Origin of the sequence: Actinoplanes sp. NPDC026619 (assembly GCF_040638295.1) — a bacterium.
Lineage (GTDB): Bacteria > Actinomycetota > Actinomycetes > Mycobacteriales > Micromonosporaceae > Actinoplanes.
The window spans coordinates 139,082-155,001 of record NZ_JBEZYA010000002.1 but is presented as its reverse complement, the minus strand read 5'-3'; the positions used below and the strand labels follow the sequence as shown (position 1 = coordinate 155,001).

The 15,920-nt window shown below is 69.7% G+C and carries 11 protein-coding genes; 5 read left to right on the top strand and 6 right to left on the bottom strand.

Features of this window, described 5'->3' with window-relative positions; all coding sequences use genetic code 11:
• Positions 1 to 89 precede the first annotated feature (89 nt).
• Entirely contained in the window at positions 90 to 3,194 is a 3,105-nt protein-coding gene (locus tag AB0E90_RS05950; protein ID WP_360399919.1) for a hypothetical protein, read from the top strand.
• A 91-nt stretch (positions 3,195 to 3,285) separates the two neighbouring features.
• Positions 3,286 to 6,345, top strand: a complete 3,060-nt coding sequence (locus AB0E90_RS05945; RefSeq protein WP_360399916.1) for a BTAD domain-containing putative transcriptional regulator — start codon at positions 3,286 to 3,288, stop codon at positions 6,343 to 6,345.
• 22 nt (positions 6,346 to 6,367) lie between these two features.
• On the opposite strand, the gene AB0E90_RS05940 is transcribed toward AB0E90_RS05945, so the two are convergent.
• Positions 6,368 to 8,590, bottom strand: coding sequence for a hypothetical protein (locus AB0E90_RS05940; protein WP_360399913.1), 2,223 nt, complete (start codon positions 8,588 to 8,590; stop codon positions 6,368 to 6,370).
• Between the two features lie 175 nt (positions 8,591 to 8,765).
• On the opposite strand from AB0E90_RS05940, the gene AB0E90_RS05935 reads away from it, so the two are divergent.
• Complete coding sequence (locus AB0E90_RS05935; RefSeq protein WP_360399910.1) at positions 8,766 to 9,185, top strand: nitroreductase family deazaflavin-dependent oxidoreductase; 420 nt, start codon at positions 8,766 to 8,768, stop codon at positions 9,183 to 9,185.
• Here AB0E90_RS05935 and AB0E90_RS05930 read toward each other — a convergent pair.
• Positions 9,182 to 9,544 (bottom strand): MerR family transcriptional regulator, encoded by a 363-nt coding sequence (locus AB0E90_RS05930; protein WP_360399907.1) that lies wholly within the window; start codon positions 9,542 to 9,544, stop codon positions 9,182 to 9,184. The genes AB0E90_RS05935 and AB0E90_RS05930 overlap by 4 nt on opposite strands.
• A 64-nt stretch (positions 9,545 to 9,608) precedes the next feature.
• On the opposite strand from AB0E90_RS05930, the gene AB0E90_RS05925 reads away from it, so the two are divergent.
• Together AB0E90_RS05925 and AB0E90_RS05920 are read left to right on the top strand one after the other, a co-directional pair.
• Positions 9,609 to 10,160, top strand: coding sequence for an NAD(P)H-dependent oxidoreductase (locus tag AB0E90_RS05925; RefSeq protein ID WP_360399904.1), 552 nt, complete (start codon positions 9,609 to 9,611; stop codon positions 10,158 to 10,160).
• Positions 10,157 to 10,480, top strand: coding sequence for a hypothetical protein (locus tag AB0E90_RS05920; RefSeq protein WP_360399901.1), 324 nt, complete (start codon positions 10,157 to 10,159; stop codon positions 10,478 to 10,480). The genes AB0E90_RS05925 and AB0E90_RS05920 overlap by 4 nt, the downstream gene beginning before the upstream one ends.
• A gap of 112 nt (positions 10,481 to 10,592) precedes the next feature.
• Here the strand turns inward: AB0E90_RS05920 and AB0E90_RS05915 are convergent, their stop codons facing one another.
• From AB0E90_RS05915 to AB0E90_RS05900, 4 genes are all read right to left on the bottom strand, one after another.
• The gene (locus AB0E90_RS05915) at positions 10,593 to 11,507 is read right to left on the bottom strand and encodes a carbohydrate ABC transporter permease (protein WP_360399898.1); all 915 of its coding nucleotides are present in this window, start codon (positions 11,505 to 11,507) and stop codon (positions 10,593 to 10,595) included.
• Positions 11,504 to 12,445, bottom strand: a complete 942-nt coding sequence (locus AB0E90_RS05910) for a sugar ABC transporter permease (RefSeq protein WP_360399895.1) — start codon at positions 12,443 to 12,445, stop codon at positions 11,504 to 11,506. The genes AB0E90_RS05915 and AB0E90_RS05910 overlap by 4 nt, the downstream gene beginning before the upstream one ends.
• 162 nt (positions 12,446 to 12,607) lie before the next feature.
• Complete coding sequence (locus tag AB0E90_RS05905; RefSeq protein WP_360399892.1) at positions 12,608 to 13,978, bottom strand: ABC transporter substrate-binding protein; 1,371 nt, start codon at positions 13,976 to 13,978, stop codon at positions 12,608 to 12,610.
• 282 nt (positions 13,979 to 14,260) lie between these two features.
• Complete coding sequence (locus tag AB0E90_RS05900; protein WP_360399889.1) at positions 14,261 to 15,625, bottom strand: UDP-glucose/GDP-mannose dehydrogenase family protein; 1,365 nt, start codon at positions 15,623 to 15,625, stop codon at positions 14,261 to 14,263.
• Positions 15,626 to 15,920 lie beyond the last annotated feature (295 nt).

Genomic DNA, 15,920 nt, shown 5'->3' with positions numbered 1-15,920 from the left:
CGCTTTTTGCCCGTACGGCATCAGACGTTTCGCCAAATCGGCCGCCACGTAATGTCAGCGGTTGGCTGTGATCCGTTACATTGGCCCGCATGACGGCGGGGGAGGACCGGCTATTCCGGGACCTCGTTGCGGCCAGCCGCAACGGGAGCGTCATCGACGGGCCCCGGGTGGTCGACGCCGCGACACTGCGGCGGGCCCTGCTGCACCCACCCGGGCCGGAAGATCATCCGACCGGCCAGCTCCACCTGCAGGGCGTCACCGTCGACGGCGACCTCGACCTGCGCGGCTCGACCCTGGGCGTGCAGCTCACCCTCATCGAGTGCGAGGTGCAGGGCGGGCTCAACCTGCTCGAGGCCTCGCTGCCCGGCCTCCAGCTCGACCGCACCACCGCGGCCTGGGTCGACGCCGCCAACGCCGTCATCACCCTCGAGGTCTGGCTCAAGGAGTCGTCGTTCCGGTCGGGCATCGACTTCACCGACGCCCGGGTCGGCGGCTCGATGCACCTCGACGGATCGACCTTCGGCCCGGACAACCGCACCGACGCCATCTCCGTTGTGCCGTCGGGCACCCCGGTGCGGATGCGGCGGCTCACCATCGGCGGCATGCTCAGCGCGCCCCGGATCGACTGCCAGGGCACGTTCGACCTGGCCAACTCGCGGATCGGCGGCGACCTGGAGCTGGACAGCTCCCGGCTGACCGCGCCCGGGGCGGACGGCCCGGTGCCCGGCACCGCGCTCAACGGCCCCGAGCTGCGCGTCGGCGGGTCGCTCAGCGCCGACCGGCGGCACGAGCGGGCCCGCCGCTCGATCGTGCACGCCGAGGTCAACGCGCGCGAGGTCGGCTCCGACCGCACCACCGACCACCTGCTCGACGTCACCGGCCGGCTCTACCTCCCGGGCGTGGTGATCGGCGGCATGGTCGACCTGAGCGCCGCCCGGCTCGAAGCGGTGGAGCCCGGCCGCGAGGACCGCCGGGCAACCGGCTCGAGCGGCGACGCCGAGTTCGACCCGGCCGCCGTGGTCGTGCTCGACCGGGCCGAGGTGCGCGGCAACGTGGAGCTCGACGCCGGGTTCACCGCCCGCGGCAGCGTGCGCCTGTCCGGCGCGGAGATCGGCGGCGACCTGCGCTTCGACCGATCGACACTCGGGCGCACCGGCGAGGCGTACGCGGTGGTCGCCAACGGCACGGTGGTCCGCGGCCACGTCAGCGCCACCGACGCGACCGTCACCGGCGAGATCTGCCTGCAGGACGCCCGCATCCAGCACAACGTGCGCCTGCAACGGGCCCGGGTGCACACCCCCGGCGGCAACGCGCTCAACCTGCACCGCGCCACGGTCGGCGGCACCATCGACTGCGGCGAGGTCACCGCCCAGGGCTCGTTGCGGCTGGCCGACGTCACGGCCGGCTCGGTCTACGTCTCCGGCGCCGAACTCAGCGAGCCCTGCCGCACCGACCAGCACATCTACCGCCCCGGCTCACGCGGCCACGACCCGCTGCTCAACCTGATCGGCGCCGAGATCACCGGCACCGTCCGCGGCAACCCGGCCGGCCGCCCGTTCCGGGCCCACGGCGTGGTGGCGCTGCGCGGCGCGCGGATCTCCCGCTCGGTGCAGTTCATCCAGGCCCGGATCACCACCGACGAGGGCGTCGCGCTGGACGCCTCCGCGATGAGCTGCTCCGATCTCTACCTCGCCGAGCTCGACGCGATCGGCGGCGTCCGCTTCGCCGACTCCCGGATCACCGGTGACGCCGACCTGACCCGCTGCTACCTGCGCTGGAACCCGGCCGCCGTGGAAACCCTGCGCACCGGCGGCCGCCCCGACCCCTCGGTCGACGGCGGCGCCGCGCAGATCGGCGGCGACGCCTGGTTCGACGGCGCACGGGCCGAAGGCATGGTCCGTCTCCGGCGAGCCGTGGTGCGCCGATCGGTCGGTCTCAAGGACATCGTGCTCGGCGCCCTGGCCGTGTACGTCTCGGCCGACGCGCCCGCCGACGTCGCCGCCACCCGCGCCCGGGCCCTGGAGATCGCCGCGGCCTGGGCCGAGGCCGCCGAGTCCGCGCTACAAGCCGCCACCATCGAACCCGCCGCGTCTTCCGGAGCCGCCTTTTCTTCCGGGGCCGCCGGGGCCGCCGGGGCCGCCGGGGCCGCCGGGGCCGCCGGGGCCGCCGCCCGCCGCGCCGTGGAAACCGCCGGCGCCGTCGCCGAACAGGCCCGCCGTGATGCCTCGCCCGAGGCGATCGAGGACGCCCGCAACCCGGGCCCGCCGCCGCAACAGCGCCGCCGCCGGCGCCGCTCCACCGAGCCGCCGCCCGACCCGGGCCTGCTCGTGCTCGACCTGGCCGGCCTGCAGACCCCCGACCTGGTGGTGGCGCCCGGCCAGCCGCTGCGCGGCAACGTCGACATGTCCCGAGCCGTGGCCATCTCCTTCACTGACAACGGCCACCTGTGGCGGGCCACCCACCTGGACCTGCACGGCCTCGAATACCAGGTGCACATCGACCTGGACGCCCGCCCCGGCACCGCCGACTGGCACACCCAGATCCGCCGCTTCGAGTCGACCAAGATCCTGCCCCCACCGTCCACCCTGCGCACCGACGTGGCCCTGCCAACCGGGCAACTCGCCCAGCCGTACCTGCAGCTGGCGGCCATCTACCGGGCCACCGGAGCCGACTCGGTCGCCCGCCGCATCCTGTATGAGATGCGCCGCCGCGAGTGGACCCAGCGCACGGCCCCACAACCGGGCTCGTCGCGCATCCGCCGCTGGTCACTGGTCGTGGCCGGCTTCCTCTACCGCATCACCGTCGGTTACGGATACCGGTTGCAGCTGGCGCTGTACTGGCTGCTCGGCCTGTGGCTGGCCGGCTTCCTGGTGTTCGGCTTCCTGGCCCCCGCCGCGCGGCCGGAGCCGGTCGCGGTGGTCGAGTCCGGTTACACCCACGAATGCGTGGTGCGCCCGGACGCCGACCCGGTCGCCGACCAGCCCGGCTATTGCGGCCGCTTCAACCCGGGCCTGTACTCCCTGGACCTGCTCGTGCCGGTGGTGGACCTCGGCCAGAAGTCGTCGTGGTACTACCGCAACGAGGGCCTGCAGGTCGTCGCCGACATCCTGCAGGTGGCCGGCTGGATCCTGGCGACCGCGGCGGCGACGGCGGCCCTCGGCCTGGTCGGTCGCGGCGACACGGAGCGCCGCTGACCGGGCTCGTGTCGGTTGGCCGTCGTATTCGTGAAGATGTATGGCCCGCGTTGGTAGCGTTCGCGCAAACGCCAGGACGGGGACCTGCGGCATGCGATTCGGTATCCTCGGGCCGCCGGAGCTGTGGCAGGACGAACGCCCGATTTCGGCCGGTGGCCCACAGCAGCGAGCGTTGCTGACCGCGCTGCTGGTCAACGCCAACCGAGTGGTGTCGGTCGAGCGACTCATCACCTATCTGTGGGGAGACCGCCCGCCGCCGGCCGCGCGCAACCTGTTGCAGGGCTGCGTCGCCCAGTTGCGCCGGATCTGCCGGGCGGCCGATCCGGGGCGGGAGCGGCTGGTGACCCGCCCGCCCGGGTACGTGTTCGAGGTCGCGCCCGGCGAGCTGGACCTGGACCGGTTCGAGGCGCTGGTGGCGAGCGCGACCGGGGCGCCGCCGGACCGGGCGGCCGAGATTCTCGGCGAGGCCCTGGCGTTGTGGCGGGGGCCGGCGCTGGACGGCGTGGAGGGCGAGGCCGCCCGGGCCGACGCCGCCCACCTCGAGGAGCAGCGGCTGGCCGTGCTGGAACAGCGGGTCGAGGCCGGCCTGCGGCTGGGCCGCTTCCCGGAGCTCATCACCGAGCTGGACGGACACGTCCGGGCGCACCCGCTGCGCGAGCGCTTCTGGGCGATGCTGATGCTGGCGCAGTACGGGGCCGACCGCCAGGCCGACGCCCTGGCGACGTTCCAGCGACTGCGGACGACCCTGATCGACCACCTCGGCGTCGAGCCGGGCCCGAGTCTGCGTGCACTCCAGAAGACGATCCTGGACGGCGGGGACGCGCTGGCGCCGTACCGCCGGGCCGCGGACGAGGGGCCGAAACCGGCGCAGCTGCCACCCGCGGTGACCGCCTTCACCGGCCGCGACGAGCACCTGAGCGTCCTCGGCAAATTGGTGGCCGGCACCGCGGAGACCGCCGTCGTCGGCCTCATCTCCGGCACCGCCGGGATCGGCAAGACGGCCCTCGCCGTGCACTGGGGACACCGCGTCCGCGACCAGTTCCCGGACGGTCAGCTCTACGTCAACCTCCAGGGCCAGCGGCCGATCGACGCCCTGGCCGGCTTCCTGCAGGCGTTCGGCACGCCCACCGACCAGATCCCGGCCGACGAGCAGCGGGCGACCGCTCGTTACCGGTCGGTGGTGGCGGGGCGGCGGGTGCTGATCGTGCTGGACAACGCGGACAGCGCCGACCAGGTGCGGCCGCTGCTGCCCGGCGGATCGGGCTGTCTGGTGCTGGTGACCAGCCGTGACCGGCTCGGTGGCCTGGTCGCCCGGGACGGCGCCTGGCCGATCACCCTGGACCCGCTGGCGCACGGTGACGCGACGATCCTGCTCGGCCGGGTCCTGGGCCCGGACCGGGCCGCCGCCGAGCCGGAGCAGATCGCCGAGCTGGCCCGGCTGTGCGGATACCTGCCGCTCGCCCTCCGGATCGCCGCCGCCAACCTGGCCTGTCAGCCCGATCGCCGGGTCGCCGACGAGGTCGTCGCCCTGTCGGCGGACGACCGGCTGAACGCGCTGGAGGTCGGCGGTGACCGGCACAACGCGGTCCGGGCCGCCTTCGACCGGTCCTATCTCGCCCTCGACCCGGACGAGCGGATGCTCTTCCGCCGCCTCGGTCTGGTGCCCGGGCCGAACGTCAGCCGGGACGCCGCCGCCGCGCTCGGCGGCGAACTGCCGGTCGAGGCGGCGCTCGACCGCCTGACCAGGGCCAACCTGATCCAGGCGGCCGGACCGGAGCGCTACGCGCTGCACGATCTTTTGCGGCTGTACGCCCGGGAACAGGCCGACGTGGCCGACCGGGCCGCAACCGCCCGCCTGTACGACTGGTACGTCGCCGGCTGTGATGCGGCCGCCCAGACGCTCTACCCCGCCAAGCTGCGGTTGCCCCGGCCGGCGCCGGCGACCACCTTCGACACCCCCGCTCGAGCGGCGGCCTGGCTGGACGCCGAGCGCGCCAACCTGGTGGCCGCCACCCTGTTCGCGGCCGCGAACGGCCCGCACGACAAGGCCTGGGTGCTCGCCGACGGACTGCGCGGTTTCCTGTGGCTGCGGATGTTCACCGTGGACTGGGAGCTGGTCGCCACCGCCGGACTCGCCGCCGCGTCCGCGGCCGGCGACCTCCCCGGGCAGGCCGCGGCCCACCTGAGCATGGCCGACCTGGTCCGCTGCCAGGGCCACTTCCCGGAGGCGATCGCCCATTACACCGAGGCGGTCGCGCTGGCCGAGCGGGGCGGCTGGTCGCGCGGGCAGGCGGTGGCGCTGGGCAACCTCGGCACGGCGCACTTCTGGCTCGGCGACCTGCCGACCGCAGCCGAGCATTACCGCCGGGCGTTGCAGCTCGCCCGCGCGGAAGGCCGGCTCGGCGCGCAGGCGGTCCGGCTCGGGAACCTCGGCCTGGTCTACTGGTCGCTCGGCCGGTTCGCCGAGGCGGCCGACCACCAGGCCCAGGCGCTCGCGCTGAACCGGGCCCTCGGCGAGCGCGGCAACGAAGGCATCGACCTGGCCAACCTCGGCGAATGCCAGCACGCCCTCGGCCATCTCGACCTCGCCCGTGACCACCTGGTCGAGGCGCTGACCATCCACGAGGAGGTCGGCGATCGCGGCGCGGAGGCGGAGACCCGGGCCGTGCTGGCGGCGGTGGAACGCGACGCCGGGCACCTCGACGAGGCGTTCCGGCTGGCGCGGGCGGCCGTCGACCTGGCCCGGGAGGCCGGCGAACACCAGATCGCCGCGAACGTCCTCAACGTGCTCGCCGGCGTGCACCAGAGGCGCGGCGAGACCGCGTCGGCGATCGCGTTGTTCGAGGAGGCGCTCCGGTCGGCCCGCGCCACCGGCACCCGGCACGCGGAGCTCAGCGCCCTGCTGGGGATCGCCGCGACCGACCCGGCCCGGGCCCGCGACTGCGCCGGGCAGGCGCTCGACCAGGCCCGGGCGGGCGGCTACCGGGCGTTCGAGGCGCATGCCCGGGCCGCGCTGGCGTCGGTGGCGACGACCGTCGGCGATGCCGAGGCCGCCCGGCGGCATGCCCGGAACGCCCTCGGCATCTACCGGGCCTGCGGACACCGGCTCGGGGTCGACGAGATGGAGGCGATGCTCGGCCGCCGGGGATGATCGGCGGCCGGGCATCGTCGATTCAGCTACGGGTCAGGGTGTAGTCGCCCACCCCGTGCTGGCTGGTGATCACCACCCCGTACCAGCCGCTGAGCGTCGGCGTGTAGGTCAGCGACTCGGCGATTCCCGGGCCGAAGGCGGCGCCCGTCGCCTTCGCCTGGAAGCGCCCCTGCACGAACGTGGCCGCGTTGGCGGGATCGTCGCCCATCAGCAGGATGCTCGGGTTCTGCTCGGTGGTCGACGGGGTCACCGACAGAGCCACCGGCACGCCCGCGGTGAGGAAGGTGTCCGTCACGTACACCAGGTCGTTGGGCATGTGGACAGTGGTCGATCCCGCTCCCAGGATGTTGCGGGCCTGGTATACCTCGATCGCGTACCCGGTCCCGCCGGAGAACTCGTTGACCCGGGGGTAGTAGTCGCCGAGTGCCCGGCGGTTGGAGTCCACCGCCACGAAGTCGATGACGTTGACACCCCCGGTGCTGCTCGCCAGCGGAAGCGTCTGGCCGCGGTCGTCGTACACGGTCATGTCGACGTCCGATCCCACCGAGGGCCCGATGGCGATCGCCGACCAGAAGTTCGTGGAGGTGTTCATCGAGTAGTTGTGCGGGGTTGCGACGGTGCGACTGACAGCCGTGTTGTCCGGCAGCGGGTCCCGAAAGCCGTAGTCGATGGTGTTGTGGTAGACCGACGCAAGCGCACCGGTGTCACTGTTGTTGAACCCGTCGCCGATCCGGCTGGCCCAGAAGGAATTGAAGGTTCCGTTGATGTGGTGGTTGAAGGTGAACCACAGGTTGGCGAAACCCTCGGCGGCCCGGTCCCAGAAGAGCTCGTTGGTCGAGTCCTGGACGTCGAGCATCGCGCCCGCCACCCGGCTCTCCACGGTGTCGCCCCGCGCCCCGCGGTCGGACCAGCTTGGGGTCTCCAGGCTGAAGGAGATTCCGCCCGGCCAGCGGAAGGAACTGTCGTGGTTGACGGCGAGCGCGAACCAGTCGGCGAAGCCTTCGACCCAGGCGCAGCCGGCGTTGGTCGACGAGTCGATCACGTGCGGGGAGCAGCCCGGTGCGGCCGGGAAGGCGTCGTTGTAGACGTCGTCCATGATGAAATGTCCGATCTCGTGCGCCACCACGATCGGGGCGTCCGGATCGGCGGCGACGAGGTGGATGTCGTTGGTCACGTTCAACTGATAGAACGTGCCGTCGGTGGAGGCCGGCTCCCAGTTGATCTTCAATTGCCGGCAGGCGGTCTCCTTCTGGTCCCAGCACGAGCTGCCGCTGGTCTTCGGGATGAACTGCCATGCGTCGTCGGCCTCGTCGAAGGCGTGCAAGGCGCGGGAGTTGGCCGCGTCGCTGGTGCGGGACCCGATGTTGACGGTGACTCCCGGGGTGACCGCGTGAACTTCGGTGGTCCAGTGGAACTGGTTGCCGTTCTGGTGCTGCACCTGCCACTCGTCGTTCGCGAGGTAGATGTCCGCGACGATATGGGTGGCCCTCGAGGAGTCGACGCAGATGTTGAAGTTGCCGTTGAAGTCGGTCAGCTGACCCCCGACCCGGCCGTTCACCGTGTCGTTGATGACGACGTTGACGTTCATCTCGTTGTGGAAGAGGTTGTCCGTGCCGAAGTAGCCCCAGTTGCCCTTGACGATGGTGTCGCAGGTAAGGGCGGACGCGGTGTTGCCCGACGCGGTTGCGCTTCGCAGCTTCTCCCCGCCCGGCCGTTGGAACACCTTCGCCGGTGTCACCGGGACGGCCGGCTGACTCCCGCTCGTGGTGAGCGCACCGAACCGGGACACCTGGCCGGCCGCCCCCACGGTCAGGAACACCACGTCCTGGCCGGTCTGCGGACCGCCGGCATCGGGCGCGGTGGCTCGCACGACGATCTGGCCGAAGCCTTCCTTGACCGACTTGACGACGCCGGTCACGGTCACCGGCCGATCGGCGGTCAGCGTCACGGCGGAGGCGGCCGGCTTCTGTGCCCAGGCCAGTTGCTCGGGCAGCGTCACCGTCAGCCGGGCGCCGAGCGGCAGAGTGGACCGCAGCGTCGCGGTCAGGGTGGCTGTCTCGCCCACCGACGGCACCCGGTCGAGCTTCGCGGTGACGCCCAGGCAGGTGGCGAACTCGGAGTTGCCGGACGGCACGACCGCGCAGGACGCGACCGGCGCCGGTGGCGGGTCCGGTGGCCCCTTGCCCGGGTCCGGGTCGGCGGCGGCCGGTGTTGCCAGGAGGAGGGCTGCGAGCGCGCCCGCCACCCAAGCTGTATGTATCCGTTTATCCCTGAGGTTCATGCGCGTCCCCGATCGTGGTGAGCTTCCCGTCGGCGGGACGCTGTCAGACCTCGATGGGCAACCGATGGGCAAGCGATGGGAGCCACGCGGCCGCCGGAGCTCGCCTGCTCCACGGCAGCCAGGGGCGTAGGGTCGATTCATGACATCTGCTGTCGATCTGCACGGGGCTCCGCACGTGGAGCGCTACCTCGAGACCAACGGTGAAGAGGGCTATCACTGGCGGAACGGGACCACGATCCTGATCCTGTTCACCACCGGGCGCAAGTCGGGGGAGCAGCGCTCGCACGCGCTGATCTTCCGGGAGTACGCCGGGTCTTACCTGGTCGTCGCGTCCAAGGGCGGTGCGCCGGAGCCGCCGGCCTGGTTCGTCAACCTTTCCGCGGACCCGAACGTCGAGGTTCAGATCAAGGGCGACCGGTTCAAGGCGACCGCCCGCGTCGCCACCCCGGCCGAGAAGCCGGACATGTGGGCGACGATGGTCGAGGCCTGGCCCGATTACGACCAGTACCAGACGAAGACCTCGCGGGAGATCCCGGTCGTCGTCCTCGAGCGCGTCTAAGCCAGGTCACACAGGCGGGCGCCGGAGCGCATCGCGGCGAGGTGTTCGCGTAACGCCGCCGTGCGCGCTTCGGCCTCGGCCACCAGTGTGTCCGCCACCCGGCCCCAGTCGCGGGGCTGCGGCTCCGGCGGCAGGTTCGCGAGGATCTCGGCGATCTCGCGGACGGTCAGGCCGACACGCTGGGCGACCTTTGCCACCCGGATGCGGCACGCTGCGCTCTCGTCGAAACGGCGCTGGTCACCCTGGGTGCGGACGGCGCTGATCACGCCGTGTTGCTCGTAGAAGCGGACCGCGGAGGCGGCCACGCCGCTGTCGGCGGCCACCTCACCCACCGTCTTCGTGTAGGCCGTGATGGTCATGCGGCCCATCCTGCGCCGTGGCGGGCTTGACTTCAACATTGGTTGAACCTTGACGCTGGGGTTCATGAGCGAACCGAACTATGTGGTGATCGCCGCCAGCCTGCGCGGCGAGCGGATGGGCCGGGTCCTGGCCGACTGGGCCGCGACCCGCACCCCGGCGCCGGCCGAGTTGATCGATCTGGCCGAGACCACGCTCCCGGATGACAACCTGCTCCAGCCCGGCGGCGGGCAGGCCACCGAATTGACCGACCGGCTCGCGCGGGCCGACGCGTTCGTGCTGGTCACGCCGGAATACAACCACAGCTACCCGGCCGGTCTGAAGCGCGCGATCGACTGGCATTACCGGGAGTGGATGTTCAAACCGGCCACCATCCTCTCGTACGGCGTGCAGGGTGGTCTGCTCGCCGCCGAGCATCTGCGTGGCGTCCTCGCCGAGCTGCACATGGTCACCACCCGCCGGGTCGTCGGCCTGACCACGCCGTGGTACGACCTGGGCCCGGATGGCTACGCGCCGCCGGACAGCGTGACCAAGGGCTTCGATCTGGCTCTCGGCGAGCTGGCGTGGTGGACGGAGACGTTGCGCACCGCCCGCCGCGACCGCCCCTACGCCCGGTGATGCGGACCGGCCTGCGGCTGGCGCTCGGCGGCCTGATCATCGGGCCGGTGCTCGGCCCGCCGCTGACCGGCTGGCTGGTGGATGCCGCCTCGTGGCGCTGGATCTTGCTGAACAACGTCCCGCTCGGACTGACGGCGGCCCTGCTCGGCGCCCGCCTGCTGCCCTACCAACGTGCCGCGGCCATCGGGGTGGCGCTCGTGGCCGCTGCGACGACGCGGCTGGTGCCGGGAGTGACGGGCGGCGGCGGGGTGGCGGCGATGCTCGGGTACGACCCGATGCTCAGAGCCGGGCGACGGCCAGAGATGGCACTGGCAGTGTGACGCGCGTACATCATCGTGTTGGTCTTGATGGTCTTCGGTGTTGTGGTGGCCGTGACCATGCGAGGGGCCGCATCCAGCACGGATGCGGCCCCTCGGCTAAGGAAGGAGAGACTTAGCCCTTGACACTGCCGGCCAGCAGGCCGCGGACGAAGTAACGCTGCAGCAGCAGGAACACCGTCACCGGGACGAGGATCGAGACGAAGGCGCCCGCCGAGAGCAGTTGCCAGGCGGTGCCTCGCGTGCCGCTCAGGTTGGCCAGTTGCAAGGTGATCGGTGCTACCTCGTTGCCGCCGCCGGCGAAGACCAGCGCGACCAGCAGGTCGTTCCAGGTCCACAGGAACTGGAAGATGCCGAACGCGGCCAGCGCGGGGGTGAGCAGCGGCAGCATCACTTTGAAGAAGATCGACACGTGGCCGGCGCCGTCGATCCGGGCGGCCTCGATCAGGGTGGCCGGGATCTCCTGCATGAAGTTGTGCAGCAGGTAGATGGCGAGCGGCAGGGCGAACGTCGAGTGGGCCAGCCACAGCGTCCAGAACGTGCCGGTGAGGTGGATCTTCACGAAGATCTCGAGGACCGGGATCAGGGTGACCTGCAGCGGGACGATCTGGAGCGCGAAGATGGCCAGGAACAGGAAGTTCTTGCCCTTGAACTCGATCCAGGCGAACGCGTACGCGGAGACCGCCGCCAGCGCGAGGGGGATCAGCACCGAGGGGATGCAGATCACCAGCGAGTTGACGAAGAAGTCGGCGAGGTTGATGCCGCCGTCCTGACCGAAGACCGCCTTGTAATTGTCCATCGTGACCTGCGGGTCGGAGAAGAACGTCCACCAGCCCGTGCGCTTGATCGCGCGCTCCGGCCGGAACGACGAAACCAGCAGGCCGAACGTGGGTACGGTCCAGAGCACCGCGATGATGATCACGGCGAGCGACGCCCACGGCGAACTGAGCTTCTTCTTGGCGACGGTCGATGCGGACAACTGCTTCGGCGTGATCTCCGGGCCGGTCGTCAACGGAGTGACGGTGCTCATCGTGCCCCCTGACGAACCTGGCGGACGTTGTACGCGACGATCGGGATGACCAGGATGAACAGCAGCACGGCGAGTGCCGCGCCCAGCCCCTGGTTGTCGGCCCGGAACGTCTGGCTGTAGAACTCGTTCGCCACGACGCTGGTCTTGAACTGGCCGCCGGTCATGGTGCGGACGATGTCGAAGACCTTCAGCGTGCCGATGCCGATGGTGGTGAGCACGACCACGACGGTCGGGCGCACGCTGGGAAGCGTGATGTTCTTGAACATGGTCCACGGGTTGACGCCGTCGAGCCGCGCGGCCTCGATGATGTCGTCCGGGATCGCCTTGATGGCCGCCGAGAGGACGGTCATCGCGAAGCCGGCCTGGATCCAGATCATCACGACGATCAGCAGGAATGTGTTGAGCGGCGACTCGATCAGCAGCTGGACCGGTTTGCCGCCGAACCAGACGATGATCTGGTTGAGCAGGCCGATCTGCTTCACCCCGACCTGGTCGGGGCGGTACTCGTAGACGAACTTCCAGATGACCGACGCCGCCACGAAGGAGATCGACATCGGCAGGAAGATCAGCGCCTTGGCGACGGACTCGAAGCGCGACTTGTCCACCAGGATGGCGTAGACGAGGCCGATGCCGGTCGCCACGAACGGCGTGAGCACGACCCAGAACACCGTGTTGCGCAGGACCGTGAGCTGGTCCTTGTCGGTGAAGATCGTCTTGTAGTTGTCGAATCCGATGAAGGCCTTGCCGGCCGCGTCGAAGAAGGATTCGTAGATGGTGCGCAGGCCGGGATAGACGAGGCCGACCAGAAGCAGAAGCACGGCGGGGGTGAGGTAAAGGTATGCGACCCACTTGTCGCCGCCCTTGCCGCGGCCGAGCCGTCCGGCGAGGAACAGGATGATGCCCATGATCGCTGCGAAGAGAAGGAGCGCAGCGACCATCTGCAAGAGCTTGCCTGGGGTGGTGGAGGCGGTGTGGAACACGCGACCCGAACCTCCTTATTGCCTATGTGTGGTGGTGAGAGGTGGTGAGAGAGGGTGAGGCCGGCCGGGAGATTGTTACGCCTCCCGACCGGCCTTGGGTAGATCTATCAGTTCAGTTGTTTACTTCGGCCAGGCCTTTTCGATGTTGTCCACCGTCGTCTTGGTGTCCTGGCCGGTGATCCAGTTGGTCGCCTGCTTCCAGAACGCGTCCGAACCGACCGCGGCGGGCATCTGGTCCGAGCCGTCGAAGCGGAACTGGGTGGCCGGGTCGAGCAGGATCTTGGCCGCGAGCTGGTCGATCGGGCTGGTCAGGTTGTTCGGGTCGAGACCCTTGTTCGCCGAGACCCAGCCGCTGGACAGCTTGGCCTTGGTGTTGGCCCAGGTGTCCGAGGACAGGTAGGTCTGGAACGCCTTGACCTCCGGGCGGTCCGCGAAGGACAGGACGAACTCGCCGCCGCCGAGAACCGGCTTGGTGGTCGCGTCCTTGCCGGGCAGGTAGAACGCGAAGACGTCGCCGTCCTCGGCCACCTTGGTGCCCTTGGCCCAGTTGGCCGCGTAGAAGCTGGCCTGGCGGTGCATCATGCACTGGCCGTCCACGATCGGCAGGCCGGCGTCCTGGAACGTCGTGGTCGCGATGCTCTTGACGTCGCCCAGGCCACCGTTGACGTAGGCCGGGTTCTTCAGGTACGCGCCGACCGCGTCGAGAGCCGCGGTGGGCTCGGGGCTGTTGAACGCGATCGTGTGGTTGACCCACTTGTCGTACTCGTCCACACCGGCGGTGCGGAGCATGAAGTCTTCCATCCAGTCCGTGACCGGCCAGCCCGTGGCGTCACCGGACGCAATGCCCGCGCACCACGGCTTCTTGCCGTCCTTGACCATCTGGTCGCTGAGGGCCTTCAGCTGGTCGAGCGTGGTGGGCACGGTGTAACCCGCGTCCTTGAAGTCGCCCGGCGAGTACCACACCAGGGACTTCACGCTGGCGCCCAGCGGCGCGGCGTAGAACTTGCTGTCTACGGTGCCGTAGGCCTTCCAGTCCTTGCCCCAGAACTTGTCGACATTGGCCGCGACCTCGTCGGGGGCGGCGACCGCCTTGCCGGTGGCGACGAGCTGCTTGAGCAGACCGGGCTGCGGCACGATCGCGAGGTCCGGCGGGTTGCCGGCGCGGGCGCGAACCAGGATCTGGGTCTCGAAGGACTTGTCGCCCTCGTACTTGACCGTGGCGCCGGTGCACTGCTCGAACGGCTTGTACGAGTTGATGTGCGGCGTGTCCTCGGGGGTGACGATGCCCGTGTAGATCGAGATCGTCTTGCCCTTGATGTCGCCGAACTTCGTGTATGGCGAACAGTCGATCGCCGACGCCGAGGCGTTCGACGAGCTGTCGCTGTCGGAGTCATCGCTCCCGCCGCACGCCGCGACGCTGAAAACCAGCCCAGCGCTCAGCGTGCCGGCAAGCGCGGCGCGAAAACGCGGGCTCCTTGGTTGACCGAACATACCGCTCCCTATGTCAAATCGCGCCTCCGACGTCCGAAGACGTCGCCGTCCGAAGCGCTACTTGGCTCACAGTCAAGAGGTAACCGGGACGTTGCGCAATGATTTCCGCTCGATCGACTCGGTAACGATACGGCAGCGGTCATCCGGCGCCTTAACCGGTTAAGGGAGAACTCCTGGTCACACCCTCAAAGCCCTTGAAGAGACCCTAGTCGCAAAGCGGCCGCCCCGCTGGATATCTGGGATATCCGGTGGGACGGCCGGTGTGTCTCGCCGAAATCGGGCTTACCCGGCGATTGCCAAATATTTGTATCCGAGCCGGGCCATCCGCTCGGCGTCCAGCACGTGCCGGCCATCGAGCAGGATCGGTGTGCGCATGAGGCCGACGAACTTGCCCCAGTCGAGCTCGAGGTACTGCGCCCACTCGGTGACCAGCACAACCGCGTCGCAGTCATCGAACAGGGCGTCCAGCGAGTCGCTCAGGTACGGCGCCAGCGACGGCTGCTCCCGGCGGAAGCGCTCGCCCGCGATCGGGTCGTGCAGTCGCACCCGGGCGCCCCGGGCCAGCAGCAGATTCGCGATGTCCAGCGCGGGCGAATCACGCAAGTCGTCAGTGTTGGGCTTGAATGCGATACCGAGCAGGCCGATCTTGCGGCCTTTCAGAATGCGCAACTCGTCCTGGAGACGCTCGACCGCGATAAGGCGCTGCCGTTCATTCACCTCGCGGGCCGCCTGCACGATCGGCATCGAGTAGTTGTACTCCGCCGCGGTGGCGATCAGGGCCTTGGTGTCCTTGCCGAAACAGGAGCCGCCCCAGCCGACGCCGGCCTGCAGGAAACGCGAGCCGATCCGCTGGTCGAGGCCCATGCCCCGGGTGACCTCGGAGATGTCCGCGCCGACCTTGGCGGCCAGCTGGCCGATCTCGTTCGCGTAGCTGATCTTCAGGGCCAGGAACGCGTTCGCCGCGTACTTGATGAGCTCGGCCGAGGCCAGGTCGGTGGAGACCAGCGGGACCGCGCCGATGTCGTCCGGCCGAGGCGAGAAGCTCGGGGCGGTGAACGTCTGGTTGATGATCGGCCGGTAGAGCTGGTTGAGCACCTCGAGGCTGCGCGGATTGTCCGACCCGATCACGATCCGGTCGGGGAAGAGGGTGTCGTGGATCGCATTGCCCTCGCGCAGGAACTCGGGGTTGGAGGCCACCGAGAATTCGCAGCCGGCCGGGCGGTCCGCGCGCTGGGCGAACGACTCACGCAGAATCGCGTCCACCCAGTTGCCGCTGCCGATCGGCACGGTCGACTTGTTCACCACGACGGTGAAGTCGTGGTCGAGATTCTGCGCCACGCTCTCCGCGGCCGAGCGCAGGTAACGCAGGTCGGGGCTGCCGTCGTCGGCCGACGGGGTCTGCACCGCGACGAACACCACATCGGCGCCGGGCACCGCCTCGGCGTAACTGGTGGTGAAGGTCAGGTTGGCGGTGGCCTCGGCGAGCAGGTCCTCCATGCCGGGCTCGTAGATGGGGCAACTGCCCCCGGTGAGCATGTCGATCTTCTGCTGATCCAGATCGACGCAGGTCACCTCATGTCCGAGGAAGGCGAGGCTGACCCCGGTGGTGAGGCCGACATAGCCGGTACCGACAACGCAAACCTTCATGTAACGCTCCTCCACGCAATCAACGCCAGATGATACACAGCCTGGTAAACGCCAAAACGTCCACTTGGTTGACGGAAAGTGGTCGCCCCATTTCGGGGCGTTGCTGAACGTTTTAAGCAATTAACTGGAGTCAATTGACTTCGGTTAGTTCAGGAATGGCGTCCGGCAAAAGCGGTGCGAGCCCCCGCGGCAGGTCTTTATCTCCACGATTGTCAACTTAAGGTTTCCAGGGCTTGACAGCCGTGTGTCCGGGACCGACGCTTCTGGGAGCGCTCCCATGTGCACGTACGTCTAT

Excerpts from the sequence above, each read along its gene's own strand:
- AB0E90_RS05950 (WP_360399919.1), top strand. The coding sequence starts at position 90 with ATGACGGCGGGGGAGGACCGGCTATTCCGGGACCTCGTTGCGGCCAGC.
- AB0E90_RS05945 (WP_360399916.1), top strand. The coding sequence starts at position 3,286 with ATGCGATTCGGTATCCTCGGGCCGCCGGAGCTGTGGCAGGACGAACGC.
- AB0E90_RS05935 (WP_360399910.1), top strand. The coding sequence starts at position 8,766 with ATGACATCTGCTGTCGATCTGCACGGGGCTCCGCACGTGGAGCGCTAC.
- AB0E90_RS05930 (WP_360399907.1), bottom strand. The coding sequence starts at position 9,544 with ATGACCATCACGGCCTACACGAAGACGGTGGGTGAGGTGGCCGCCGAC.
- AB0E90_RS05925 (WP_360399904.1), top strand. The coding sequence starts at position 9,609 with ATGAGCGAACCGAACTATGTGGTGATCGCCGCCAGCCTGCGCGGCGAG.
- AB0E90_RS05915 (WP_360399898.1), bottom strand. The coding sequence starts at position 11,507 with ATGAGCACCGTCACTCCGTTGACGACCGGCCCGGAGATCACGCCGAAG.
- AB0E90_RS05910 (WP_360399895.1), bottom strand. The coding sequence starts at position 12,445 with ATGGTCGCTGCGCTCCTTCTCTTCGCAGCGATCATGGGCATCATCCTG.
- AB0E90_RS05905 (WP_360399892.1), bottom strand. The coding sequence starts at position 13,978 with ATGTTCGGTCAACCAAGGAGCCCGCGTTTTCGCGCCGCGCTTGCCGGC.
- AB0E90_RS05900 (WP_360399889.1), bottom strand. The coding sequence starts at position 15,625 with ATGAAGGTTTGCGTTGTCGGTACCGGCTATGTCGGCCTCACCACCGGG.